Origin of the sequence: Trinickia acidisoli (assembly GCF_017315725.1) — a bacterium.
Taxonomy (GTDB): domain Bacteria; phylum Pseudomonadota; class Gammaproteobacteria; order Burkholderiales; family Burkholderiaceae; genus Trinickia; species Trinickia acidisoli.
In genome coordinates, this window is the sequence record NZ_JAFLRG010000002.1 from 1,160,425 (window position 1) to 1,184,171 (window position 23,747).

The window sequence follows — 23,747 nt, forward strand, 5'->3', positions numbered from 1 at the left end:
TCGCCATGCTCACTGCCCTCATCGCGCAATGGGAGAACGCGCAAAAAGCCGCGCTCGACCTCGCCGACAAATTCGCCGCGGAAACGCATGCATCGTTGCAGACTGCCGGCGTCGTGCCGACCGCGGACACCTGGAAGCGCTTCGCGAAAGCCACGCTGAACATGAGCCGTCACTATGCCGACGCCGTGCAATCGGCACTCGACGACGGCTGGCGCAAGGAACGCGATCGATTGAAACTGAAGGACACCTCGGCATCGATCAAAGCATTGACCGAGATTCACACCGATTTGGCTTTACGCATAACACAAGGGCAAACGCAGCACGCAAGCGCTCTCACGAGTGCCGCCACGCAATACATCGAAGGCCTCGAGCGCTGCCGTAATCTGCAGGACGCATCGATGCTCGCGGCCAAGCTCGCAGGCGACGTGCACAACCAAGCCAGCGCCTACACAGCGCATCTTTCATCGCTCACCGTCGGCATTCCGGCGGCGCTCGTGCAATGGGCTGAAATGCAACTCGACGACGACAACGACGACGCGGGGGCGGCATGAACATCGCGCTGCGCTTCATCAATCGTTCGAATGATTGCGGCAACAGTGAGGTCGTGCTCTTTCAACGCAACGTCGTGCCTGAATTCGACGAGCTTGCGATCGCCTGGCGCGTGATCCGCTATTGCGGCCGCGATTGCATTCATCCGTTTGCGTATTCGAGCGACGTCGAGGTCGCGCTCGGCGACGATCACGGCAATTTTTCCCCACGCATTTCGGCCGCGAGCGGCAGCCGCCTCGTTGTCGCGGCCCATCCGGGCGGCCGGCCACGTCTTGCCGGCTCGCTCGAAAGCACACTGCATAGCGACATCGAAGTCGTCAATCAACTTGGGCGCGGCGCGGTCAACGTCAACGCCTACGTCGCGGGCCATCTGATGGCCGCGAAGTCAGCCGTCGCACCGGGTCAAAAGGCTGTCTTTCGATTTACACCCGTGCTTTGGATCGGCGTCGGCTCGCAAATCGAAGAAGGCCGCGCACTCGCATCGGCCGTGATTTCGAGTGCGAATACGCCGTTCGAGCTCGGCGGAATCGCGTCGGCCGACATCGTCATGACGGGCGGCGGCGGCGGCGAGCGTGCGCAGCCGTTCCTATTCGAACTCGAAAACGTCTTGCGTCTCTAGCGACGATACGCACGCATTCCTCGCAGTCTGTCTTTCAGGTAGTCGATTCACGTTCGACGATCCGCTCTCGTGCGGGCCGGCGGCCAGGTACGCGGCAAACCGATTGCCGCTCTTTGATCAGGAGCTGTAGATGGACATTCAACTGAACTTCGTCAATCGCTCGAACGACGCGAACAACTCGAGCATCGTCATTTTCCAAAAGAACGTCGCGACGGACTTCGACGAACTGCATGTCGCATGGAAAGTGATCCGCAATTGCGGCCAGGGCGATAACCACCCGTTCCGCTTTCCGATGGCGACGACCGTGAGCACGAGCGATAGCTATGGCAACTTTATGCCGCAACAAGACGCAACGAACGGCCAAGTGTTCCAGGTGGTACGCGCGCCGTCGGGGGACGTGCTCCAACTCGCTTCGCAGCCGGGCTCGAGCAAGGAAGTACAGGTGCGCAACGATCTTCCGCAAGGTGCGGTGAACGCAACGATCTACAAGGACGGTACCGCGCTCGCGCTGAAAACGTCGATCGCGCCCGGGCAAAAAGCCGTATTCGAGTTCAAGCCGACGGTTTGGATCGGCGTGGCATCGCAGGTCGAGCAAGGCAAGCTCATGAATTCGGCCGTGATGTCCGACATCAACACGGAAATCTCGTTGCTCGGCATCAAGAGCGCGGACATCGTCATGACGGGCGGTGGTCCGGGCCGGCTGTCGTTGCCGTTCACGTTCAAGCTCGAAAACGTGGTGATGGCGTAACGCACCATACGAGTCGCGGCATGAGCGACAAGCCGCGTCATCTATGCCGACAAACATTCAATAGGCAGGGTTAGCGATGGATATCAAACTCAACTTCATCAACTTGTCGAACGACGTCAACAATACGCAAATCGTCGTCTTTCAAAAGAACGTATCGACCGACTTCGACGAACTCGCGGTTGCATGGAAAGTCATCTCGAACTGCGGCCGCGGCGCGAACCACCCGTTCGTGTTCCCGATGGCGACGACGGTGACGGCCAGCGATTCGGACGGCAACTACATGCCGAAAAAGCCCGCGCAAAACGGCCAGCTCTTCGCCGTATCGCGCTCGCATTCGGGCAACGTGCTCGCCCCCGGCGGCGCCGCGTCGACGTCGCGCGAAGTGCAAGTGCGCAACGATCTCGCCGCGGGCGCGATCAACGCCTCGATCTTCAAGGACGGGCGCCTGCTGTCGACGAAGACAGGCATTGCACCGGCACAAAAGGCCGTCTTCGAGTTCAAGCCCACGCTGTGGATCGGCACGGCTTCTCAGATCGAGGAAGGCCGGCTCATGAACTCGGCGGTGCTCTCGGACATCAACACCGAGCTTTCGCTGCTCGGCGTCGCGAGTGCCGACATCGTCATGACGGGCGGTGGCGGCGGAACGGCGGCCGTGCCGTACCGATTCGAGTTGACCAACATCGTGATGGGCTGATCGATCGGGCACCGGCATTCCATCACTCCGACGTACCGCACCCGTCGCCGCGAGCCGTACGGCAGCGACGGGCGCTTGCGCATAGGTAGTTACCACGCTGTTGCTGCCGCACTGTGTCGACTAACATTCCTCATACCAAAGAATGTCGAAATGACACGGGGGGCGCTCGATAGCGCCGGCGCAGGGGAGCTGTGCAAGCCTTCGCGGATGACGAGTGAACGACGATAAGCAGCGGGCGGTACGCCCGCGCACATTCGCGGCGTGACGGGGGGCACGAGAATAAGCTCACGTGAAACAGCATGGATAACTCGGCTGTTTCGACGTGAATTTACGATCGTGTGCGTCAATGGCGCCAGCACAAAATGAAAACGAGCGAGCGGGGATGCCGGCTGAATACTCGGTACGAATGCGATTGCGTGCAGGATCGACACGCGCGCGACAAAAAAAGCTTCGACGAGAGATTCAGCCGGTTTCGCAACGCCACACCGTGCGGCAGCGCCTAACGGGGAGGCGTGACATGGACATCATCGAACTAGCCCGGCAAGCGGGCCTACAAGTACTGCTCGATGCACGCATCGGCAGCCAGACCTACCACAGCATATGCGGCTCACTGCCAGCGCTGCAGCGCTTCGCCGAGGCCGTCGAAGCCGCAACGCGCGAGCAATCGAGGCAGCCGCGCGACGCCGTGCGACACCGCGCGGGATCCGCGCACCGTCCAGCGGTGACACGCCTGCGCAAGCGCGCGCCGAGGTGTCGCGAGACACGGGCGCGCACCGGCGCCGGCACCGACAAGACACGCGCAACTTTTACCGCCCCCGTGCAGCTTGTAACGCGTGACTGATGTCGTCGCGCAAGCGGCCCAAGGTCTACTTCTAAAGCCTATCGGCCGACGGCCCCAGTCGGCACGGCCGCATTCGAGCGCCGCTTCATCGCGTGCCCGAGCCACATGACGACGAGCCAGGCGGGCACGAGCCAAACGGAAACGGACAACCCCGGCGTGAACGCGAGAATGCCGAGGACCATCGCCATGAACGCGAGGCAAATCCAATTGGCGACCGGATAGGCGATCGACTTGAACACGAGTTGCTGCCCCGCCGCGACCATCGCCTTGCGCGCCTTCAAATGCGTGAGGCTGATGAGCGCCCAATTGATGACGAGTGCGGCGACGACAAGCGACATCAAGATGTCGAGCGCGCGTCCGGGAATCAAATAATCGACGATGACGCACGCGAACGTCGCGACCGCGGACAGCCCGATGGCGACGTACGGCACCCCTCGCTGGTCGACCTTGAGCAGCGCGCGCGGTGCGTTGCCCTGCTCGGCCAAGCCGTAGAGCATGCGGCTGTTCGCATAGACCGAGCTGTTGTAGACCGACAGCGCGGCGGTGAGCACGACGACATTGAGCACATTGGCCGTGAGCCCCGCGCCGATCTGCGAAAAGATCATGACGAACGGGCTACCGCCTTGCGCGACTTCGTTCCAGGGGTGCAACGCGAGCAGCACGACGAGCGAGCCGATGTAAAAAATCAGAATGCGATAAAGCACCTGATTGACCGCTTTCGGAATCGTGCGGCGCGGCTCATCGGCTTCGGCCGCCGTAATGCCGATGAGTTCGAGGCCACCGAACGAAAACATGATGACGGCAAGCGTCATGAACAGCCCGTGCACGCCATGCGGGAAGAATCCGCCGAAGCGCCACAAATTGGAAATCGATGCCTGTGGCCCACCACGTCCGCTTTCCAGCAAGTAGATACCGAACACGATCATGCCGATGACGGCTACGACCTTGATGATCGCAAACCAAAATTCGGTTTCCCCATAGGCTTTGACGTTCGCGAGATTGACCGCGTTGATGACGAGAAAGCAAACGAGCGCCGAAGCCCAGGTGGGCACGCCGGGCCACCAGAAATGCACGTAAGTGCCGACGGCCGTGAGCTCGGCCATGCTGACGAGCACGTAGAGCACCCAATAATTCCAGCCGGAGAGAAAGCCCGCGAAATCGCCCCAATATTTGTACGCGAAGTGGCTGAACGAACCGGCCACGGGTTCCTGCGCAACCATTTCGCCGAGCTGGCGCATGATCATGAAGGCGATGAGCCCGCCGATCGCATAACCCAGGATCATCGAAGGCCCGGCCGCCTTCAATACGCTGGCCGACCCGAGAAAGAGACCGGTACCGATCGCGCCACCGAGCGCAATCAATTGAATGTGGCGATTTTTCAGCCCGCGCTTTAAGCCGTCGTGCTCGCTGGGACGCGTCAAAACAAACCTCCTCTCCGGATGGGAACGATGTATCGATGAGGTGCCCGATCGACTCATGATCGACCGGGCAAAGCCGAGTATTGTACGACGGCCCGTGTGCTACTCCTGCTCTCCGTTGCGCAGCAATAGGAGTGGGACGGTTGCGTCGTGCAGCAGCGATTCGGCCACGCTGCCCGTAAAGAGGCGCCGAATGCCGCTGCGTCCGTGCGAATACATCACGACGAGATCGGCATCGAACTCGTCGATGGCGCGCTTCAGCACCACCGCCAGCCCCTCGCCGTATGCATCGATGGCACGCACGGTGCCCTGGACGCCGAGCGGTGCGATGCGCTCTCGTGCTTCGGCGAGCACCGACGTCGCGGTGTCGCTCGACGTGTCGCGCACCTGCACCTGCTCGGCGAAGCCGGCCGCGACGTCGACCACCTGCGTCGGATGTTCGAGCACATACACGGCTTGCAATTGCGCACCTGAGAGTTGGGCGAGCTTGAGCGCCTCGTCGAGCGCATGCCGCGCACCTTCGCTGCCGTCGACGGGGACTAGGATTCGCTTATACACGGCATCCTCCATGATGTGCGCCGAACGCCCAAGCGCGCGCGGCGAGCTTCAAATCGTTCACAGTCCGAAGCAGTATTGCGACGGACTCCCCCGCGATCAACTGTCGAGATTACGAGTGGGCTGCCTCCCGTGCCGCCGGCGCGCCGAGAATGCGTTCCGACAACTGAGCGTCGTAGCTCGAATGCACGTGCACGCGCTTTTTATCGGGGAACGCATAGGCATAGGCCTTGCGCAACGCCAGCGATGCCTCGTGAAACCCTGACAAGATCAGCTTTTGCTTGTTCGGATAAGTCGCGATGTCGCCGACGGCGAAGATGCCCGGCACGGATGTTTCGTAGTACGAAGTATCGACGGCTACACGGCCCACGCGCACGTCGAGCCCCCATTGAGCAATCGGCCCCAAATCCGCCACGAGCCCATAGAGCGCAATCAGATGATCGGCCTCGATCGTGACGCCGCCGCCGAGCATTTTGACGTCGATCGACTGCAATGTGTCGCCGAGTGTGTTGAGCGTCGCGATCGTACCGATGACGAGATCCATCTGGCCGGACGCCACCGCGCGCTTGACCTCCTGCACGGTCGCCTCGGCGGCACGAAACGCATCGCGCCGATGCACGAGCGTGACGTGCTTGGCTTGGCCGCACAGCGCGAGCGCCCAGTCGAGCGCCGAATCGCCTCCGCCAGCTACGACGACGCGCTGATCCGCAAACATCGCTCGCTTGCGCACGGCGTAATGAACGTGCCGCCCTTCGAGCGCCGGCGCCTCGGGAAGCCCCACGCGCTGCGGCACGAACGCACCGTTGCCGGCGGAGAGCAGCACCGCGGCCGCGTCGAACACGGCACCGAGGTCCGTCGTAACGCGCCAGCGCTGCGTTTCGTCATCGCGCTCGACCCGCATTACACGATGCCCGAGATGGATCGGCGGCGCGAACGGCTTGCATTGCTCCATGAGGCGATCGATCAATTGACGCGCCGTACATACCGGGACAGCCGGAATGTCGAAGATAGGCTTGTCCGGATAGAGTTCGATGCATTGGCCGCCGACTTCCTCGAGCGCGTCCACGATATGGCAAGACAAACCGATGACGCCGGCCTCGAATGCCGCGAAGAGCCCTACCGGCCCCGCGCCGACGATGACGACGTCGGTGCGAAGCACCTGTTCGTCGATCGGTACTGATGCTTCATTCACGATCGCTACCTCGATGATGTCGATTGCTCCGACGATGTCGATGCATCCAGCGTGCACGAAGCGGATTGCCGTACGCACACATGACAAGGACAAGTATAGGGAGAACCCCGATGCCACGCCGCAGTGGCCCGTCGGCGAGTAGGGAGAAGCGCGGAATGTAGGAGGATGAAAAAATCGAATAAGAAAAAGGCGCCGCAAGCGCGACGCCTTTTATGCAACTCAACCGATAACCAAACCGATACTGCCGGCTTAGAAGCGGTGGCGCAGACCAACCGTGGCGGCGGTCTGGTTGTCCGAAGACGACGCACCACCAAGCGTGCCGTTATAAATCCACGCGGCAGCGCCCGTGCCGTTCGCGTGTTGGTACGTCACTTGAGCGTACACGTCGGTGCGCTTGGACAGCGCGTAGTCAGCTTGCGCGCCGATTTGGTGGAAGCGTTGCGACGCTTGCAGGCCGAACAGCGATTGGTTCTGATCCGTGAATGTGTAAGCAACGCCCAAACCCAGAGCCGGCGTCAGGTTGTACTTCGCGTTGATTTCATAGTTGTTTTGGTGGATCGACAGCGGGATTTGGCCATTGTCGATACGCGCTTGCGTCCACACCGCACCCACTTGCGCCGGGCCGAACGCATAGCTTGCGCCCGCACCGTACGTACGTTGACGGAAGTTGCCGATCGACGTCACAGCGCCGCCCGACAAGCCGCTCACGAAACCGCCCGCGAACGCGCCAAGGTTCGAGCCGGTGCTTGCGCCGCCGGCCGCGCCGAGGGGGCTGTTTTGCTGAGCATACGCAGCCGCCACGTGCAGACCTTGGAACGCATAAGCCGCGCCGAGGCTGTACTCGCGGTTGTTCGCGAACGCGCCGGCTTGGTTCGAGAAGCCGTACGTGCCGCCGAACGTGAAGCCAGCGTAATCGGCACTCGAGAACTTGATCGAGTTGTTGACCGCGATGCCGCCGTTCGTGTTCAGGTTGTCGAAGTTGCCGTAGTGGGCAAACGACGTACCGCCCCAGCTACCCGTTGCGCTCAACGGCGCCAAGTAGTCTTGCGACGCGTCGTACTGGCGGCCGAGCGTAACCGTGCCGTAGTTGCTCGACAGGCCGACGTACGACTGACGGTTGAACTCGCTGCCGCTGTTCGCGAAACCGCCGTTGTTCACGTTGAAGCCGCTTTCCAGGTTGAAGATCGCCTTCAGGCCATTGCCGAGATCTTCAGAACCCTTCAGGCCGAAACGGCTTTGATCGATGCCGCCCGAGCCTTCTTGCCAAGCGGCGTGGCCGCCGACATTGCTGGTGTACGTGATGCCGGCATCGACCACGCCATAGAGCGTGACGCTGCTTTGAGCGTGTGCGGCGACTGCGAAAGAGGCGGAAACCGCTGCAACGACCAGGGTTTTTTTCATTAGAGAAGTCCTATTTATAAAACTGGCTGGCTGCCAGACTTCGGAATAGACGGAGTGACCATCGACGCCGCTTCCGAAGCGGCTGTGTAGTCAAAACGATCGACCCGTCCGATGAGGGGCGAGTCTACGTGTCGACCCGAATAGGGTATACGCTGACCACACAACACATTCTTGCTCAAAAAGAAACAATCAATCTAGCAAAAACCCCTAGCACATTGTTTTTGAACGATTTTGTTTTGTGATAGCGAAAGGGGCGGCTGCGCCGAATACAGTTGATAAGCGGCCTGGAGTTGCAAAAGAGCAACGGTTTTTCACCAGATCGTCATGCTCAAGAGGCAAGCGCAGCGCGCGTTTCGAGACAGTTCGATGTTCGAGGCGCCGATTTCGGGCCCGCATCGGCATCGATTATTGTTTCCAAAGACTCAAATCGCACATCGTCCAGTTCTGGAAGGCGCGATAAATGGAAAGCAAGCGGGAATCGGCGGAGGGAAAAAAGACGGCCCGTCGGCGAGACGCCGAACGGGCCTAGGAGGGTTGGCCTCGAGATAGCCAAGGCCGACTATACCGAAATGAAAATCGCCCCGGGTGTTTCGTAACGGACCGTAAAACTTTTTCGCGCCGTCGCGAACGGCAACGATTACGGTCTCAACGCCTAAAGACACTGTGCTCGGGCCGAATGGCGTTTTTCTCCACAGCCTGCAAACGCCACATACCATCGGTCGCCCCGAGTTTGTCCGACGACCATTGCGCCCCGCCCTGCGCCGCGGTCGGGGAATCGCGCTCGACATGCAAGCCCCGCAACGTGCAAAGCGGTTGCTCGGCCGTGGGAGCGCAGAGTTGGGTCACACCGCCTTCGTCACGCAACTCCCCCCAGGGCGGAAGGTCGATCCCGTCATGCGATTCTCTGGACCATACGCGCTCGTCCGTATCGAGCCAAAGCACGGCGTAGTCATGATTGACGGTGGGATCGGGACCGTTAATCAAAATGGTCAGACGCATTGCCTAGTCCCCCAAGGTGTTCATCGAGACATAAAGTCTATGCCGCGAGGAGTCGATTGCAAGGCGACAAATGTCGCACCGGTACTCGCCGGTGGGGAAATGGAAGCGAGCGCCGCGCCTGTTCTATCGCGACGACGGACAGAGGTTATTGCACGCCGTATCCGCGCGCTTGCATGCAGTCGCCGTAAGCCTGCCAATAAGCCGTCATCGGCGGCTCCGGCGGCTCTGGCGGGGGTAGCGGCGGCAGATTCGACGATGCCGCCGAGGCCGCACCGGCCGAACCGGAAGCCGAGGCGGTCGCTTGTCCGGCAACGGCGTTTGGCACGGACGACGCATGAGATTGCGACGCAACCGTCGGCGCACTACCGGCTTTAGATGCGCCGCCCGCCGCGTCCGCCGCCGCCCCCGCTTGTGCCGCACGGGAAGCCCCGCCCGGCATGCCGCGCGGAGCAGGCAACGGCGGCTCGCTCGCCCCTCTGCCCGCATCGGGAGTGAATTGAATCGGCTTGGTGCGAACCGGGCGTTGCGACTGACGCGCCATGTCGACGCCGGTCTGCTTCCTCGCTTGCCAATAGCAATATGCGTTGTCGACGCCCTGGGCGGCCCCACTCTGGCTGCGCAACGGATAGACGAGCGGTCGCTGCGCGAACGCCGCCGTCGATAACGCGAGCAAGGCCGCACTCGCCCATAGGGAAATTTTCATCAGACGTCTTTCCTCGGTATCCGAACCCAATCGCCACGAGGCGTTGCAAAACACGGTGCGAGAGGCCGCGACGCAATTCTCGCGATCGAACGGACCGGCAGACGCCGCACGGCGCCGCTATGGTCAGCATAGAAGCGCGGGCAATCACCATAACGAGAGAGTATCGGCAGGATCCGCCATATTCCCCGCAATAAGGGACAGATAATCAAGGCTCGCGGCCACCATCGCGACAGCCTTTATGCGCATAAATTTCTTATAAAACTTCTAACGAAAATATCTGCTTGTAAGCATGCAATTTGGTTAGGACAACTAACGAATAGGCATGCATCGCATTCACCCTACTCCGCCGCGCGCGACGATCGATTCGCGTCGTCGCGCGTCCTGACGAACCGGAACGTCAAATTGATCCGCTCGCCCCGCAAACCGGAGACTTTCGCGATCCGGTGTCGCCAATCGTGTTGAGTACGTCCGCGCATGACCAAAAGACTACCGCTAGTGAGCTCAAATGCGCGCAGTTGGCCCGTTTCGTTGTGTCGAAGATCGAAGCGCCGCGCAACGCCTAGGCTCACCGAAGCGATCACCGGCTCGGTGCCGAGTTCTGGCTCGCGATCGGCGTGCCAGCCCATGCTGTCGTCCCCGCTTCGGTATCGGTTCAGCAAGACGCTGTTGAAGCGCATCTCGCATTCGGTCTCGGCCAGCGACTTCAACGCAAAAACGGTCGGCGTCCATGCAAGCGGCTCGTTGCGAATGCCCGAGTAGACATAGACCGCCCCCGGATCGCCCTGCCACGCCGTAAGACGCGGCAGCGGCTTGATGCCGCCCGGCGTGCGAATGAGATCTTGCTTCCACGGCACCTCATCGACGAGCGCGGAAAACGCCACCGTTGCTTCGTCCGGCGACAGCCAATGCGGATACCAGTCGACGTCGACCTGCGGTGCACCGCCGAACATGTCATCGATCATTCCTTAACACCCTTGCCGGCCACGCAGCCGGTTTATCGCTTCACCTACGTTCATATCGCACAATCGACGACACGACAATCGAGAACCTGCCGGCTCATCCTGCGCCGCCCGCCGAAAATTCCATACGCTGCAAGAAGATGCAGCCGTGGCTATCATTGAGCCCTCTCGAACTTTCGGCTCACGGCGCCTCTTCAGTCGATCATGACACTTTCCGACGACGCTCTCGATCAGCTTTTCCGCGAAGCACGCACGCACAATGCCTGGCTGCCCAAGGCGATCGACGATGCATTGCTTCGACAAATCGTCTCACTAACCGTGATGGGGCCAACGTCGGCGAATTCGAGCCCCGGCCGCTTCGTCTTCGTGAAGACGGCCGAGGCGAAGGAAAAGCTGAGGCCGGCGCTTTCGGCCGGCAACGTGGGCAAGACGATGGCGGCCCCCGTCACCGTCATCGTCGGCATGGACATGGCGTTCTACGAACATCTCCCGAAGCTGTTCCCGCATGCGGACGCGCGCAGTTGGTTCGTCGGCAACGACGAGGCGATCCGCGCAACGGCCTTTCGCAACGCTTCGCTGCAAGGCGCCTATCTGATCATGGCGGCGCGCGCGCTTGGCCTCGACGCGGGCCCGATGTCGGGCTTCGATGCGGTTAAAGTGGACGAAGCCTTTTTCGCGGGGACGACGATCAAATCGAACTTCCTGATCAACCTCGGATACGGCGATCGCTCGACGCTGCATGCGCGTAATCCGCGCTTCTCGTTCGACGAGGCGGCACGAATTGCGTAATCGGCACGCATTCAAAGAAAACCGTGCGCCGCTTGGGCAAAACCGGCATTCCGTCCTGCGCTAAGCCTCCCGGCAGCGCACCCGCAATGCCTGCCTTATGTAAGCAGCGCGATATAAAACACGACGGCGCCGATCAGTGCGCCGACAAAGCAAAAACCTTCGCCTTTCTCGTTGCCGTCGGAACGCAACCACGCGCCGGCAACCCCGAACAGACCGGCGATACCGAGTGCGACGAACACCATCGCCACGTCGAACAGTGCGCTACGGCTGATCTCGAGCAGATCCGCGCGACGGACGACGTAATAGACGACCAGCGCCATCAGCGAAAGCCCCACGAGCGGCAGCATGACATGACTGCCCTCGTAGCCGAGATGATGAGGACGATGCGTCCTATGGTGCCATTTGGCAGCTTTCATCATTCGCCTCCTCTCCCTGTCGAACGCCGAACCGGCGCGAGAATCGAATCATGAATATTCATAGCTTAGATCGATTTCACGAAGTGGGAAACCGACGTTATCCCGCCCCCGACTGAGCCGAGCGCGGCGTCCCGCCCCCCACGGGTACAATGCTCAACGCAATCCTCCTCGGTATGGCCGGTTCATCCCCATTTCGGCACCCTCGCTCATCGCCTATGCGTCGTTCCTCTTTCTTTACGCGCGCGATCCTCATCGGCGTGCTGATGCACATCTACGTCGGTCTTCGTCTCATTCCCGAGCTACCGGTCGGCACGCTCGTTAAAGTATTCGCCGGCTGCGCGCTCGTATTGTCATGCTGCTTGATCCCACTGGGGATGCTCGCTCGAACGTTCGACCTTCGTGCGCATGCCGACCGGATCGCTTGGATCGGCTTGATTGCGCTGGGCTTTTTCTCGTCGCTGCTCGTCTTTACGGTGCTGCGCGACGTTGCACTCGCGTCGGCGCTGACCGTCGATGCGCTTTGGCCCCGTGCGCTGTCTCTCGATCGCTTGCGTGTCGATACGGCTGCAGCCGTACCGTTACTCGCCGTATTGTCGACGGCCATCGGCTTCGTCAATGCGCGTCGGCGCGCCAAGGTCGTATCGATCGATGTCCCCATCGACGAGTTGCCTGCTGCACTCGTAGGGCTAACGATCGTTCAAATCAGCGATATCCACGTAGGGCCGACCATCAAAGCGCGCTATGTCGATGCAATCGTCGACGCGGTGAACCGTCTCGAACCCGATCTCATCGCGGTCACCGGCGATGTCGTGGACGGCAGCGTCGCGAAATTGGCCCGCCACACCAAGCCGCTGGGGCGCCTCACGGCTCGCTACGGCACCTATTTGGTCACGGGAAACCACGAGTACTACTCGGGCGCCGCACAATGGGTTGCCGAATTCGAACGGCTCGGGTTGCACGTTCTCTTGAACGAACACGTGGTGCTCGAGCATCAAGGCACCCCATTCATCGTCGCGGGCGTCACCGATTACTCGGCAGGGCACTTCGACGAAGCGCATCGCAGCGATCCCGCGGCGGCATTGGCCCACGCGCCACGCGACGTGCGCTTCAAGCTGCTGCTCGCGCACCAACCGCGTACAGCCCTTGCCGCGGCGAATGCCGGTTACACGCTGCAGTTGTCGGGACATACGCACGGCGGGCAATTCTTCCCGTGGAATTTCTTCGTTCGTCTGCAGCAGCCGTTTACGGCCGGGCTCGTGAAACTCGATGCCCTGTGGGTCTACACCAGCCGGGGAACAGGCTATTGGGGCCCGCCCAAGCGGCTCGGTGCACCGTCGGAAATTACACGCCTTCGGCTGGTCCGCGGCGCGGCGGCTTAAAGGGGATTAATGGAATTCGCCGGCACGCGTATGCGCGCAACGAGCGGATAGTGGTCGGACGCCCGCCGAGCAATTGCGCTGCGGTGAACTTTCACGTCGATCAAGCATTCCCCTGGGTGCACCCAGATACGGTCGAGTGCAAAAACCGGATAGAACGTCGGGAAAGTACGAGGCGCCGGCGCTCGCCGGAAATGCGAGACGAGCGCACGCAATGCACGCCCGCGCACGAACCATTCGTTGATATCGCCGACCAAAATAACGGGCAACTCGCTATTATCGAACGCGGCTAGCAGGGTGCGCACTTGCGTATTCCGTTCGCTGGCCGACAACCCGAGATGCGTCGCGACGACACGTATCAAACGCCCTGCGCAGTCGATGTCGGCGTCGAGCGCACCACGCGGCTCGCGTCGATGAAACGACAGATCGAGCGTACGCGCCATACGCACAGGCAGCCTGGATAGCACCGCGTTTCCATAACGGCGTTTTGGCGTATCGAGCGTCGGGCCCTCGACGGCGAACATTCCGCTCGCCTCGCGCAGTTGCGACAGCACGTCAGGTGTTTCGGAACCGCCGAGCGGGACCTCTTGCAAAGCGACGATATCGGCATCGAGTTCGGCAATGACCTGTGCGATGCGCGAGACCATCTGCCGCTTGGACTTCGCCGTCCACGCGGGCAGGCCGCCATGAATGTTGTAAGTCGCGATCTTGAGTTCGCCTACGCGAGACGGTGCGGTATCCGCATCGTTATTGTGCGCGGCTTCGCTGGACGCGAAATCAACGCTCGCATCGACGCGTTGGTTCAGATTAGCGTTCACTTGCGCCGCCCCAGCGAGCGTTGCAGCGCCACGGAAATACCGACCAGCACCGCCCCTATCGCTGCCATTGCCGCGACGGAGCCGAGGGTGGGATGCCGAATCGCACTCACCAATTGATGCGCGAACGTCACCGTCAGCACAATGCCCGGCACCATGCCGACGACGGAGCCGATCACGAAATCGCGCAGCCGGATGTGCGACGCCCCTGCAACGAGATTGACAATCGTAAATGGCGCGATGGGCAGCACCCGTAGAACGATGACGGTAACTACACCACGCGCTCCGATACGTTCGCTGAGCCGATTCGCGCGCGCGCCGGCGAGGCGGCGCACGGCGTCGCGCCCGAGTACGACGCCGAGGCCATAGGTCGCGATCGCCGACAGCAGCGTACCGCCGAGCGCGTAGCCGATACCCGGCCACGTGCCGAATACAAGGCCCGTAGCGGCGATCAACAGCGTGATCGGAATGGAAACTACCGCGGCAACGACATAGCTCGTCAGCACGATGAGCGGTGCGAACGGCAGTGCGTCGATTTGTCTGATGAGCCGCGCAAGTTCGGCGAGATTCAGCCGATTGCCGAGCGATGTGACGTGCCAAAGCAAGGCCATCACCGTCAGTGCGAGCACCAAAGCGCCGAGCAAGAGAAAGCGCGCAGTCAACGACTTGCCCCGCCCCTGCGGAATGAACTCGTGCACGAGCGCCTCGGGTGCGATCGGCTGTTCGGGATCCAGCCATGCGTTCAGCGGCACCAGCGCATCGAGGTCGGCCGTAACTATGGGCGTGAACGGCCGCAATGTGCGGCCTTGGCTATGCACGAGCGTATCGATGGCTGCATTGAGGCGATGTTCACGTGTGAGCGCGCAGGCCACGTCGGCCTCGCCCACGTCGAGATGCTCCGCCAATAGACGATTGCGCCAAAGCGCAATCGTCTCGCGCACGCGAGCGTCGCCGTTTGCGTCGATCGTGACGTTGCACTCGGTGTCGAGCACCATTGAGCGATTGTTGAGATTGGCGCTGCCGACCGTCATCGCGGTATCGTCGACGATCATCACTTTGCTGTGCACGTTGACGCAGCTATCACCGAGCCCATCGACGTGCGGGCAATACATGCGAAAGCGGGCTTGTCGATCGGCATCGACGAGCGCGCGATGCAAGCGCGCGCGCAGAACGCCCATCGTCGCTTCCTGGAGCCAGCCGCTTTGCATGCGTGGCACGACAATCGCGACATCGGGTGCATCGTCCTGCGCGAGCCGGGCACCGAGCGCCTCGCGAACGACCGCAGCCGTGAAATACTGGTTTTCGATGTAGAGACCTTCGCGTGCGGCAGCGATCATATCCGCGGTCAACGTTCGAATATGCTGGACCGCGCTGTTCGCGCGATGGGGCGGTTCGGTCAACGAAATACCGAGCATGACGTCGCGCAGTTCGACGTTTGTGGCTGGAGGCCAAGGGTCCGTATCGCGATCGACGGCCCGATGCGCGCGCACCGCGATCCGTTTGCCGCATGTACGGTGCCAGCGCTCGCGTGCGAGTACACCTATCGTGGCCGCCGCGTTGCCGTCGAACATTACCTGAACATCGTGAAACGGCCCATAGGGCAAACCGTTCGCGTCGCGGCGCCGAGCGTCGTCCGCCAGGTGCGCGGGCGTGTCCCAACGCGAACGCGTCAGGTCGAGCCCACCGACGAACGCCAGTCGATCGTCGATCACGACCATTTTCTGATGGTGCGATGCGCCTCGCGGGTGGAAACCATCCTGACGAAACACGATGCCGCGCTGCGAACGCCAACCCGTTTGATAGACGGGCATCCATTCGCGTTCGAACGCGTAAATCATGGCGAAGTCCCACGCAAGAATGTAGATGCGCAACCGCCGACGGATCGCGGACAGCGCTTGCAGAAACTCGCCTAACGCTTCGGGAAGGCCATCGTTAGCCCCCTCCGGCACCAGCCGCATACGACTGTCGAGATCCCAGCCGACGATGAAGATCGTACGCTCGGCGCGGACAAGTGCCTCTCGCAAGGCCGAAAAATAGGCGTTCCCATCGATTAGGAGTGCCAATCGATTTGCGTGCCGAATCGATTCGCAGTTGCGTCCGACCTCGAGCAAGCCATATCGAAGCGTCGGTAAACACGATGCGCGTGCCGGCTCGTGCTCCCGCTCGCGAATAGCCGCGTGCGTGTCGGCATCCCTCGTCATTTCTATCGGTGCGCAGTTCAAGTGGTCGACCGGTCGCCCGTCACGGCACCCGTCGCATCTGAAACGTAGCTTGCCTCGTCGCTTTAGGCATTGGCGGCGTCGGGTTGCTCGTCATGTCGGCTCCTATGTCGCGCGCTGCAAATACAGCACCACTGTGGAACGGCGAGCAATGGGCATGCCCCGTTTTATTTCGAGCGGACTGGACGCGTATCGATGCGAGCGCGACGCCGACAGGGAAAGGGGGATGAGTCGGCGCGAGGGGGTAACGATCGAGCGCGGTGCGAATTGTCGAGCGAGGCTTTCCGGAGCCTGCTTTCCGGAATACAACGAGACTTTTTGTTCGAGCATAAAGCACAAACCCCCGGTAGCGGGCGCGCTAACGGGGGTTTGTAGGGTAGGGAGCCTGACGATGACCTACTTTCACACGGGCAATCCGCACTATCATTGGCGTGGAGTCGTTTCACGGTCCTGTTCGGGATGGGAAGGGGTGGTACCAACTCGCTATGATCATCAGGCATGACTTGTTGCTACGAGGCTTGTGGGCCGCATAGCCAATCTGGGAAGAAGTATTGAGCGCGCGGTGTGGGCGGGCTCGGTGTTTCGGTGTAATGGGGGGTGATCGATGGGGGGTGATTGCGTGGCACGGATACGCGAGTCAAACCTTGAGCGCTGAGCCCCCGTTCGGGGGTGCTCTTCAGTCGGTGCTGAGGCACACACACTGAAGGCGAAACGCTCCGGTTATAGGATCAAGCCGTACGGGCAATTAGTATCGGTTAGCTAAGTGCATTACTGCACGTACACACCCGACCTATCAACGTCCTGGTCTTGAACGACCCTTCAAGGGGCTTAAAGCCCCGGGGATATCTCATCTTAAGGCGAGTTTCCCGCTTAGATGCTTTCAGCGGTTATCTCTTCCGAACATAGCTACCCGGCGATGCCACTGGCGTGACAACCGGTACACCAGAGGTTCGTCCACTCCGGTCCTCTCGTACTAGGAGCAGCCCCCTTCAAATATCCAACGCCCACGGCAGATAGGGACCAAACTGTCTCACGACGTTTTAAACCCAGCTCACGTACCTCTTTAAATGGCGAACAGCCATACCCTTGGGACCGGCTACAGCCCCAGGATGAGATGAGCCGACATCGAGGTGCCAAACACCGCCGTCGATATGAACTCTTGGGCGGTATCAGCCTGTTATCCCCAGAGTACCTTTTATCCGTTGAGCGATGGCCCTTCCATACAGAACCACCGGATCACTATGACCTGCTTTCGCACCTGCTCGACTTGTCGGTCTCGCAGTTAAGCACGCTTATGCCATTGCACTATCAGCACGATTTCCGACCGTACCTAGCGTACCTTCGTACTCCTCCGTTACGCTTTGGGAGGAGACCGCCCCAGTCAAACTGCCTACCATGCACTGTCCCCGACCCGGATCACGGGCCAAGGTTAGAACCTCAAACAAACCAGGGTGGTATTTCAAGGACGGCTCCACGCAAACTAGCGTTCACGCTTCATAGCCTCCCACCTATCCTACACAGATCGGTTCAAAGTCCAATGCAAAGCTACAGTAAAGGTTCATGGGGTCTTTCCGTCTAGCCGCGGGTAGATTGCATCATCACAAACACTTCAACTTCGCTGAGTCTCGGGAGGAGACAGTGTGGCCATCGTTACGCCATTCGTGCAGGTCGGAACTTACCCGACAAGGAATTTCGCTACCTTAGGACCGTTATAGTTACGGCCGCCGTTTACCGGGACTTCAATCAAGAGCTTGCACCCCATCATTTAATCTTCCGGCACCGGGCAGGCGTCACACCCTATACGTCCACTTTCGTGTTTGCAGAGTGCTGTGTTTTTATTAAACAGTCGCAGCCACCAGTTTATTGCAACCCCTTCACCCTTCTGGCGCAGGCCAGTCAAGCTACAGGGGCGTACCTTATCCCGAAGTTACGGTACCAATTTGCCGAGTTCCTTCTCCCGAGTTCTCTCAAGCGCCTTAGAATACTCATCTCGCCCACCTGTGTCGGTTTGCGGTACGGTCATCATGAGACTGAAGCTTAGAGGCTTTTCTTGGGACCCCTTCCGATTGCTTCGCAGCACTAGGCCGCTCGCGCCACACCCTTGAATTACGCGCCCGGATTTGCCTAAGCGCCTTCTCCAATGCAGCGACCGGGACTTCCAACACCCGGACAACCTTCCGCGATCCGTCCCCCCATCGCATCTCACGACGGTGCAGGAATATTGACCTGCTTCCCATCAGCTACGCATTTCTGCCTCGCCTTAGGGGCCGACTCACCCTACGCCGATGAACGTTGCGTAGGAAACCTTGGGCTTACGGCGAGGGGGCCTTTCACCCCCTTTATCGCTACTCATGTCAGCATTCGCACTTCCGATACCTCCAGCACACCTTACGGTGCACCTTCGCAGGCTTACGGAACGCTCTCCTACCATGCGCACTTGCGTACGCATCCGCAGCTTCGGTGACTGGCTTAGCCCCGTTACATCTTCCGCGCAGGACGACTCGATCAGTGAGCTATTACGCTTTCTTTAAAGGGTGGCTGCTTCTAAGCCAACCTCCTGACTGTTTTAGCCTTCCCACTTCGTTTCCCACTTAGCCAATCTTGGGGACCTTAGCTGGCGGTCTGGGTTGTTTCCCTCTTGACACCGGACGTTAGCACCCGATGTCTGTCTCCCGTGATTGCACTCTTCGGTATTCGGAGTTTGCTATGGCGAAGTAATCCGCAATGGACCCTTCAACCATGACAGTGCTCTACCCCCGAAGGTGATACACGAGGCACTACCTAAATAGTTTTCGGAGAGAACCAGCTATTTCCAGATTTGTTTAGCCTTTCACCCCTATCCACAGCTCATCCCCTAACTTTTCAACGTTAGTGGGTTCGGTCCTCCAGTACGTGTTACCGCACCTTCAACCTGGCCATGGATAGATCATCTGGTTTCGGGTCTACGCCCAGCAACTGAACGCCCTATTCGGACTCGCTTTCGCTACGCCTGCCTTAATCAGTTAAGCTTGCTACTGAACGTAAGTCGCTGACCCATTATACAAAAGGTACGCCGTCACCCCTTACGAGGCTCCGACTGTTTGTATGCATGCGGTTTCAGGATCTATTTCACTCCCCTCCCGGGGTTCTTTTCGCCTTTCCCTCACGGTACTGGTTCACTATCGGTCGATCACGAGTATTTAGCCTTGGAGGATGGTCCCCCCATCTTCAGACAGGATTTCACGTGTCCCGCCCTACTTCTCGTACGCTTAGTCCTTCAACACTGTTTTCGCTTACAGGGCTATCACCTGCTATGGCCGCACTTTCCAGAGCGTTCAGCTAACAACATCGATAACACGTACAGGCTCTTCCCATTTCGCTCGCCACTACTTTGGGAATCTCGGTTGATTTCTTTTCCTGCGGCTACTTAGATGTTTCAGTTCGCCGCGTTCGCTTCGCGTAGCCTATGTATTCAGCTACCGATACTCCATTCGGAGTGGGTTTCCCCATTCGGACATCCCCGGATCAAAGCTCGTTTGCCAGCTCCCCGGGGCTTTTCGCAGGCTACCGCGTCCTTCATCGCCTGTGATCGCCAAGGCATCCACCACATGCACTTGTTCGCTTGACCCTATAACGAGAGCGTCTCGCGGCCAGAGTTAGCGCTTTAGCGCTTACTCTGGGCTCGCCCCCTTGCGGGGCACCTAGAAGGTACCACCTACGGGGTTAGAACCACTCGCACTACAGGTTTGAGTTCTCGCGTTGTGCCGTATTCCAAGTCATCTTTCGATCACTTTTCATACTTGATACAATCACTACCCATCGATATCTTCCACGTCCATCTCATAGACGCTTCCAATATCCATTACTACTTCTTCCAGATTGTTAAAGATCGACAGCCGACTCGGACTACTTCAGTCGCTCTGACTGGCTCAATCGCCAATGACAAAGACTCTTCCTGCGCAACGCCTTGCGCCGAACCCTTGTCATTGGTGGTTGGTGGAGGCAGACGGGATCGAACCGACGACCCCCTGCTTGCAAAGCAGGTGCTCTCCCAGCTGAGCTATGCCCCCTCACTCAGTACAGACACAGACAGCCCACCTCTTCGATGAGCTCCCCAGGGGCGCAGACATATGGTGGGTCTGGTTGGATTCGAACCAACGACCCCCGCCTTATCAAGACGGTGCTCTAACCAACTGAGCTACAGACCCCTGAGTCTGTCTTGATCTACAGCCGATAAGCGTGAGCGCTCAACCTTGAACACGTCAGCTCGAGAAAGGAGGTGATCCAGCCGCACCTTCCGATACGGCTACCTTGTTACGACTTCACCCCAGTCATGAATCCTACCGTGGTGACCGTCCTCCTTGCGGTTAGACTAGCCACTTCTGGTAAAACCCACTCCCATGGTGTGACGGGCGGTGTGTACAAGACCCGGGAACGTATTCACCGCGGCATGCTGATCCGCGATTACTAGCGATTCCAGCTTCATGCACTCGAGTTGCAGAGTGCAATCCGGACTACGATCGGTTTTCTGGGATTAGCTCCCCCTCGCGGGTTGGCAACCCTCTGTTCCGACCATTGTATGACGTGTGAAGCCCTACCCATAAGGGCCATGAGGACTTGACGTCATCCCCACCTTCCTCCGGTTTGTCACCGGCAGTCTCCTTAGAGTGCTCTTGCGTAGCAACTAAGGACAAGGGTTGCGCTCGTTGCGGGACTTAACCCAACATCTCACGACACGAGCTGACGACAGCCATGCAGCACCTGTGTGACGGTTCTCTTTCGAGCACTCTCACCTCTCAGCAAGATTCCGTCCATGTCAAGGGTAGGTAAGGTTTTTCGCGTTGCATCGAATTAATCCACATCATCCACCGCTTGTGCGGGTCCCCGTCAATTCCTTTGAGTTTTAATCTTGCGACCGTACTCCCCAGGCGGTCAACTTCACGCGTTAGCTTCGTTACTAAGGAAATGAATCCCCAACAACTAGTTGACATCGTTTAGGGCGTGGACTACCAGGGTATCTAATCCTGTTTGCTCCCCACGCTTTCGTGCATGAGCGTCAGTGTTAGCCCAGGGGGCTGCCTTCGCCATCGGTATTCCTCCACATCTCTACGCATTTCACTGCTACACGTGGAATTCTACCCCCCTCTGCCACACTCTAGCTCGCCAGTCACCAATGCAGTTCCCAGGTTAAGCCCGGGGATTTCACATCGGTCTTAGCGAACCGCCTGCGCACGCTTTACGCCCAGTAATTCCGATTAACGCTCGCACCCTACGTATTACCGCGGCTGCTGGCACGTAGTTAGCCGGTGCTTATTCTTCCGGTACCGTCATCCCCCCTCGATATTAGCGAGGAAGATTTCTTTCCGGACAAAAGTGCTTTACAACCCGAAGGCCTTCTTCACACACGCGGCATTGCTGGATCAGGCTTGCGCCCATTGTCCAAAATTCCCCACTGCTGCCTCCCGTAGGAGTCTGGGCCGTGTCTCAGTCCCAGTGTGGCTGGTCGTCCTCTCAGACCAGCTACGGATCGTCGCCTTGGTAGGCCTTTACCCCACCAACTAGCTAATCCGCCATCGGCCGCCCCTTGAGCGCGAGGTCCGAAGATCCCCCGCTTTCCTCCATAGAGCGTATGCGGTATTAATCCGGCTTTCGCCGGGCTATCCCCCACTCCAGGACACGTTCCGATGTATTACTCACCCGTTCGCCACTCGCCACCAGGGTTGCCCCCGTGCTGCCGTTCGACTTGCATGTGTAAGGCATGCCGCCAGCGTTCAATCTGAGCCAGGATCAAACTCTTCAGTTCAATGCCTGTTACTGTTTTCGATTCACGTAGTTGCCTACGTCTTGAATCGGTCGCTCACTCAACGTACTGACAGGTCGAATCCATCTCTCGATGAACCCTACCTCAATACTGTGTGAGACTTGATACTTTCGCTTTCGGCCAGGCCCGAAGACCCAACCTCGCGCTCGCCATCAAGCGCCCACACTTATCGGCTGTAAATTTTTAAAGATCGCGTCGCTCAACCAACAGCGCCAGAACAACCACCCTTCCAGCACCGACCGTCTTGCGTTGCTGCGTCAGCAGCAGAGAAACGAGATTATGCAGAACCTTGCACATACCGTCAACTGTTTTTTAGCACTCGCGCTATCGAACCGTCGCCGTCGGAGCCTGGCGCAAACCCTCGCGCAGCAAGACTCCATCCACTCCTCGCTTCTCTCTCGCGCCGTCTATCGACCGACGCGAAGGGCGCAATTCTATGCACCTTCCGCAGGCCGCGCAAGCGGAAATTTTCCATCGGCCTCACATGCTCGTCGGTGCGCATGTGGCAACCGAGCATGCGGCAACGAGCGTACCGAGACGCTTGACGGCAACATGCGCTTGCGGGTTCCATACGGGCTCCGCCCGTTAGCACAGCAGAGAGCAGAGCGCGCGGCGGTGAGGCCTCTCGCACGCCTATCGGTCTACGAAAATACCCAATGAACCATCAGCCGAACTACACGCTCATCCTCGAGCAGATTTATCGCGACATCGACCCGTGGCGAACGAAAGGGCGCGTCGCCAACTACATCCCCGAACTCGCCAAGGTGCCCGCGGAACGCTTCGGCATGGCCGTCGTCACGTTGAACGGCGAAGTGTTTACGGTCGGCGATGCCCAAGCGCGATTCTCGATTCAAAGCATCTCGAAGCTGTTCGCGTGCACGCTCGCATTCCAATTGCTCGGCGACGCGCTGTGGGAACGCGTCGGGCGTGAACCGTCGGGCACCGCGTTCAACTCGCTCGTCCAACTCGAAACCGAGCGCGGCCTGCCTCGCAATCCGTTCATCAATGCAGGGGCACTTGTCGTCACCGACGTGCTTAGCCGTCGCTTCGTGGGCGCCGAGACAGCACTCGTGCAATTCGTGCGGCGGTTGTCCGGCGCGTCGGACATCGATTACGACTCGCGCGTCGCGCACTCGGAACTGCAGCACGCCGAGCGCAACCGTGCGATGGCGCATTTCATCGCGAGCTTCGGCAATCTGCAAATGCCGCCGGAAACCGTCGTCGATGCCTATTGCCGTCAATGCGCCATCGAAATGAACTGCGTCGAGCTTGCGCGCGCCGCGCTGTTTCTCGCCAACGGCGGCGTATCGCCCGCCACGCAGGAGCGAATCCTCGATTCGAGTTCGGCCAAGCGCCTATCGGCGTTGATGCTGACGTGCGGCACCTACGACGCCGCCGGCGACTTCGTTTATCGCGTGGGCCTTCCGGCCAAGAGCGGTGTCGGCGGTGGCGTTCTTGCCGTTCTGCCCGGGGAGATGGCCGTGTGCGTTTGGTCGCCGGGGCTCGATGCCAATGGCAATTCGCTCGCCGGCACACTCGCCTTGGAGTGGTTGACGACCTACTCAGGGCGATCGATCTTTTGAAGCACCGAGAGGCTGCACGACTGATCCGGCCAACGGCGACAAATTGACATCGACGCGCACCCGCCTCATGG

General features: G+C 59.7%; 18 protein-coding genes, 2 tRNA genes and 3 rRNA genes. 8 read left to right on the top strand and 15 right to left on the bottom strand.

What is annotated here, in order from left to right:
• Positions 1-5 precede the first annotated feature (5 nt).
• The 5 genes from J3485_RS23605 to J3485_RS23625 all read left to right on the top strand — a co-directional run bounded on the left by J3485_RS23605 (position 6) and on the right by J3485_RS23625 (position 3,451).
• Positions 6-551, top strand: coding sequence for a hypothetical protein (locus tag J3485_RS23605; RefSeq protein ID WP_206956731.1), 546 nt, complete (start codon positions 6-8; stop codon positions 549-551).
• Positions 548-1,168: a hypothetical protein gene (locus J3485_RS23610; RefSeq protein WP_206956732.1), complete on the top strand. Its 621-nt coding sequence runs from the start codon at positions 548-550 to the stop codon at positions 1,166-1,168. The genes J3485_RS23605 and J3485_RS23610 overlap by 4 nt, the downstream gene beginning before the upstream one ends.
• 130 nt (positions 1,169-1,298) lie before the next feature.
• Entirely contained in the window at positions 1,299-1,916 is a 618-nt protein-coding gene (locus tag J3485_RS23615) for a hypothetical protein (RefSeq protein WP_206956733.1), read from the top strand.
• A gap of 76 nt (positions 1,917-1,992) precedes the next feature.
• On the top strand, positions 1,993-2,610 hold the full coding sequence (locus tag J3485_RS23620) for a hypothetical protein (protein WP_206956734.1): 618 nt from the start codon (positions 1,993-1,995) through the stop codon (positions 2,608-2,610).
• 517 nt (positions 2,611-3,127) lie between these two features.
• Positions 3,128-3,451: a hypothetical protein gene (locus tag J3485_RS23625; RefSeq protein ID WP_206958497.1), complete on the top strand. Its 324-nt coding sequence runs from the start codon at positions 3,128-3,130 to the stop codon at positions 3,449-3,451.
• A gap of 38 nt (positions 3,452-3,489) precedes the next feature.
• Here the strand turns inward: J3485_RS23625 and J3485_RS23630 are convergent, their stop codons facing one another.
• The 7 genes from J3485_RS23630 to J3485_RS23660 form a co-directional block, all read right to left on the bottom strand.
• Complete coding sequence (locus J3485_RS23630) at positions 3,490-4,872, bottom strand: amino acid permease (protein WP_242538906.1); 1,383 nt, start codon at positions 4,870-4,872, stop codon at positions 3,490-3,492.
• Positions 4,873-4,971: 99 nt separating this feature from the next.
• Positions 4,972-5,427 (bottom strand): universal stress protein, encoded by a 456-nt coding sequence (locus J3485_RS23635; RefSeq protein WP_206956736.1) that lies wholly within the window; start codon positions 5,425-5,427, stop codon positions 4,972-4,974.
• Positions 5,428-5,536: 109 nt separating this feature from the next.
• Positions 5,537-6,616, bottom strand: a complete 1,080-nt coding sequence (locus tag J3485_RS23640; protein ID WP_206956737.1) for an NAD(P)/FAD-dependent oxidoreductase — start codon at positions 6,614-6,616, stop codon at positions 5,537-5,539.
• Between the two features lie 249 nt (positions 6,617-6,865).
• On the bottom strand, positions 6,866-8,017 hold the full coding sequence (locus tag J3485_RS23645) for a porin (protein WP_206956738.1): 1,152 nt from the start codon (positions 8,015-8,017) through the stop codon (positions 6,866-6,868).
• A gap of 645 nt (positions 8,018-8,662) precedes the next feature.
• Positions 8,663-9,016 (bottom strand): DUF3564 family protein, encoded by a 354-nt coding sequence (locus J3485_RS23650; protein WP_206956739.1) that lies wholly within the window; start codon positions 9,014-9,016, stop codon positions 8,663-8,665.
• A gap of 145 nt (positions 9,017-9,161) precedes the next feature.
• On the bottom strand, positions 9,162-9,719 hold the full coding sequence (locus tag J3485_RS23655; RefSeq protein WP_206956740.1) for a hypothetical protein: 558 nt from the start codon (positions 9,717-9,719) through the stop codon (positions 9,162-9,164).
• Positions 9,720-10,057: 338 nt separating this feature from the next.
• Complete coding sequence (locus tag J3485_RS23660; protein WP_206958330.1) at positions 10,058-10,678, bottom strand: alpha-ketoglutarate-dependent dioxygenase AlkB family protein; 621 nt, start codon at positions 10,676-10,678, stop codon at positions 10,058-10,060.
• A gap of 204 nt (positions 10,679-10,882) precedes the next feature.
• Here J3485_RS23660 and J3485_RS23665 point away from each other — a divergent pair, with 204 nt between their 5' ends.
• A complete protein-coding gene (locus J3485_RS23665; RefSeq protein WP_206956741.1) occupies positions 10,883-11,467 on the top strand; it encodes a malonic semialdehyde reductase in 585 nt (194 codons plus the stop codon).
• A 95-nt stretch (positions 11,468-11,562) separates the two neighbouring features.
• Here the strand turns inward: J3485_RS23665 and J3485_RS23670 are convergent, their stop codons facing one another.
• Positions 11,563-11,886, bottom strand: coding sequence for a hypothetical protein (locus J3485_RS23670; protein WP_206956742.1), 324 nt, complete (start codon positions 11,884-11,886; stop codon positions 11,563-11,565).
• A 212-nt stretch (positions 11,887-12,098) separates the two neighbouring features.
• Between J3485_RS23670 and J3485_RS23675 the strand changes: the two genes are divergently transcribed.
• Positions 12,099-13,262, top strand: coding sequence for a metallophosphoesterase (locus J3485_RS23675; RefSeq protein ID WP_206956743.1), 1,164 nt, complete (start codon positions 12,099-12,101; stop codon positions 13,260-13,262).
• Here the strand turns inward: J3485_RS23675 and J3485_RS23680 are convergent.
• From J3485_RS23680 to J3485_RS23710, 7 genes are all read right to left on the bottom strand, one after another.
• Positions 13,259-14,077: an endonuclease/exonuclease/phosphatase family protein gene (locus tag J3485_RS23680; RefSeq protein ID WP_309477074.1), complete on the bottom strand. Its 819-nt coding sequence runs from the start codon at positions 14,075-14,077 to the stop codon at positions 13,259-13,261. The genes J3485_RS23675 and J3485_RS23680 overlap by 4 nt on opposite strands.
• A complete protein-coding gene (locus tag J3485_RS23685) occupies positions 14,074-16,275 on the bottom strand; it encodes a VTT domain-containing protein (RefSeq protein WP_206956744.1) in 2,202 nt (733 codons plus the stop codon). The genes J3485_RS23680 and J3485_RS23685 overlap by 4 nt, the downstream gene beginning before the upstream one ends.
• Before the next feature lie 401 nt (positions 16,276-16,676).
• Positions 16,677-16,790 (bottom strand): 5S ribosomal RNA (rrf, locus tag J3485_RS23690).
• A gap of 227 nt (positions 16,791-17,017) precedes the next feature.
• A 23S ribosomal RNA gene (locus J3485_RS23695) occupies positions 17,018-19,900 on the bottom strand.
• A 366-nt stretch (positions 19,901-20,266) separates the two neighbouring features.
• Positions 20,267-20,342 (bottom strand) — tRNA-Ala (locus tag J3485_RS23700).
• A 61-nt stretch (positions 20,343-20,403) separates the two neighbouring features.
• Positions 20,404-20,480 (bottom strand) — tRNA-Ile (locus tag J3485_RS23705).
• A 64-nt stretch (positions 20,481-20,544) separates the two neighbouring features.
• Positions 20,545-22,075, bottom strand: a 16S ribosomal RNA gene (locus tag J3485_RS23710).
• Together the 16S, 23S and 5S rRNA genes with 2 tRNA genes alongside form the textbook arrangement of a ribosomal RNA operon.
• A gap of 674 nt (positions 22,076-22,749) precedes the next feature.
• Between J3485_RS23710 and J3485_RS23715 the strand changes: the two genes are divergently transcribed.
• Complete coding sequence (locus J3485_RS23715) at positions 22,750-23,676, top strand: glutaminase (RefSeq protein WP_206956745.1); 927 nt, start codon at positions 22,750-22,752, stop codon at positions 23,674-23,676.
• Positions 23,677-23,747 lie beyond the last annotated feature (71 nt).

Coding starts and splice junctions, on each gene's coding strand:
- J3485_RS23675 (WP_206956743.1), top strand. CDS start 12,099: ATGCGTCGTTCCTCTTTCTTTACGCGCGCGATCCTCATCGGCGTGCTG.
- J3485_RS23650 (WP_206956739.1), bottom strand. CDS start 9,016: ATGCGTCTGACCATTTTGATTAACGGTCCCGATCCCACCGTCAATCAT.
- J3485_RS23655 (WP_206956740.1), bottom strand. CDS start 9,719: ATGAAAATTTCCCTATGGGCGAGTGCGGCCTTGCTCGCGTTATCGACG.
- J3485_RS23670 (WP_206956742.1), bottom strand. CDS start 11,886: ATGATGAAAGCTGCCAAATGGCACCATAGGACGCATCGTCCTCATCAT.
- J3485_RS23685 (WP_206956744.1), bottom strand. CDS start 16,275: ATGACGAGGGATGCCGACACGCACGCGGCTATTCGCGAGCGGGAGCAC.
- J3485_RS23625 (WP_206958497.1), top strand. CDS start 3,128: ATGGACATCATCGAACTAGCCCGGCAAGCGGGCCTACAAGTACTGCTC.
- J3485_RS23665 (WP_206956741.1), top strand. CDS start 10,883: ATGACACTTTCCGACGACGCTCTCGATCAGCTTTTCCGCGAAGCACGC.
- J3485_RS23620 (WP_206956734.1), top strand. CDS start 1,993: ATGGATATCAAACTCAACTTCATCAACTTGTCGAACGACGTCAACAAT.
- J3485_RS23645 (WP_206956738.1), bottom strand. CDS start 8,017: ATGAAAAAAACCCTGGTCGTTGCAGCGGTTTCCGCCTCTTTCGCAGTC.
- J3485_RS23610 (WP_206956732.1), top strand. CDS start 548: ATGAACATCGCGCTGCGCTTCATCAATCGTTCGAATGATTGCGGCAAC.
- J3485_RS23605 (WP_206956731.1), top strand. CDS start 6: ATGCTCACTGCCCTCATCGCGCAATGGGAGAACGCGCAAAAAGCCGCG.
- J3485_RS23615 (WP_206956733.1), top strand. CDS start 1,299: ATGGACATTCAACTGAACTTCGTCAATCGCTCGAACGACGCGAACAAC.
- J3485_RS23715 (WP_206956745.1), top strand. CDS start 22,750: ATGAACCATCAGCCGAACTACACGCTCATCCTCGAGCAGATTTATCGC.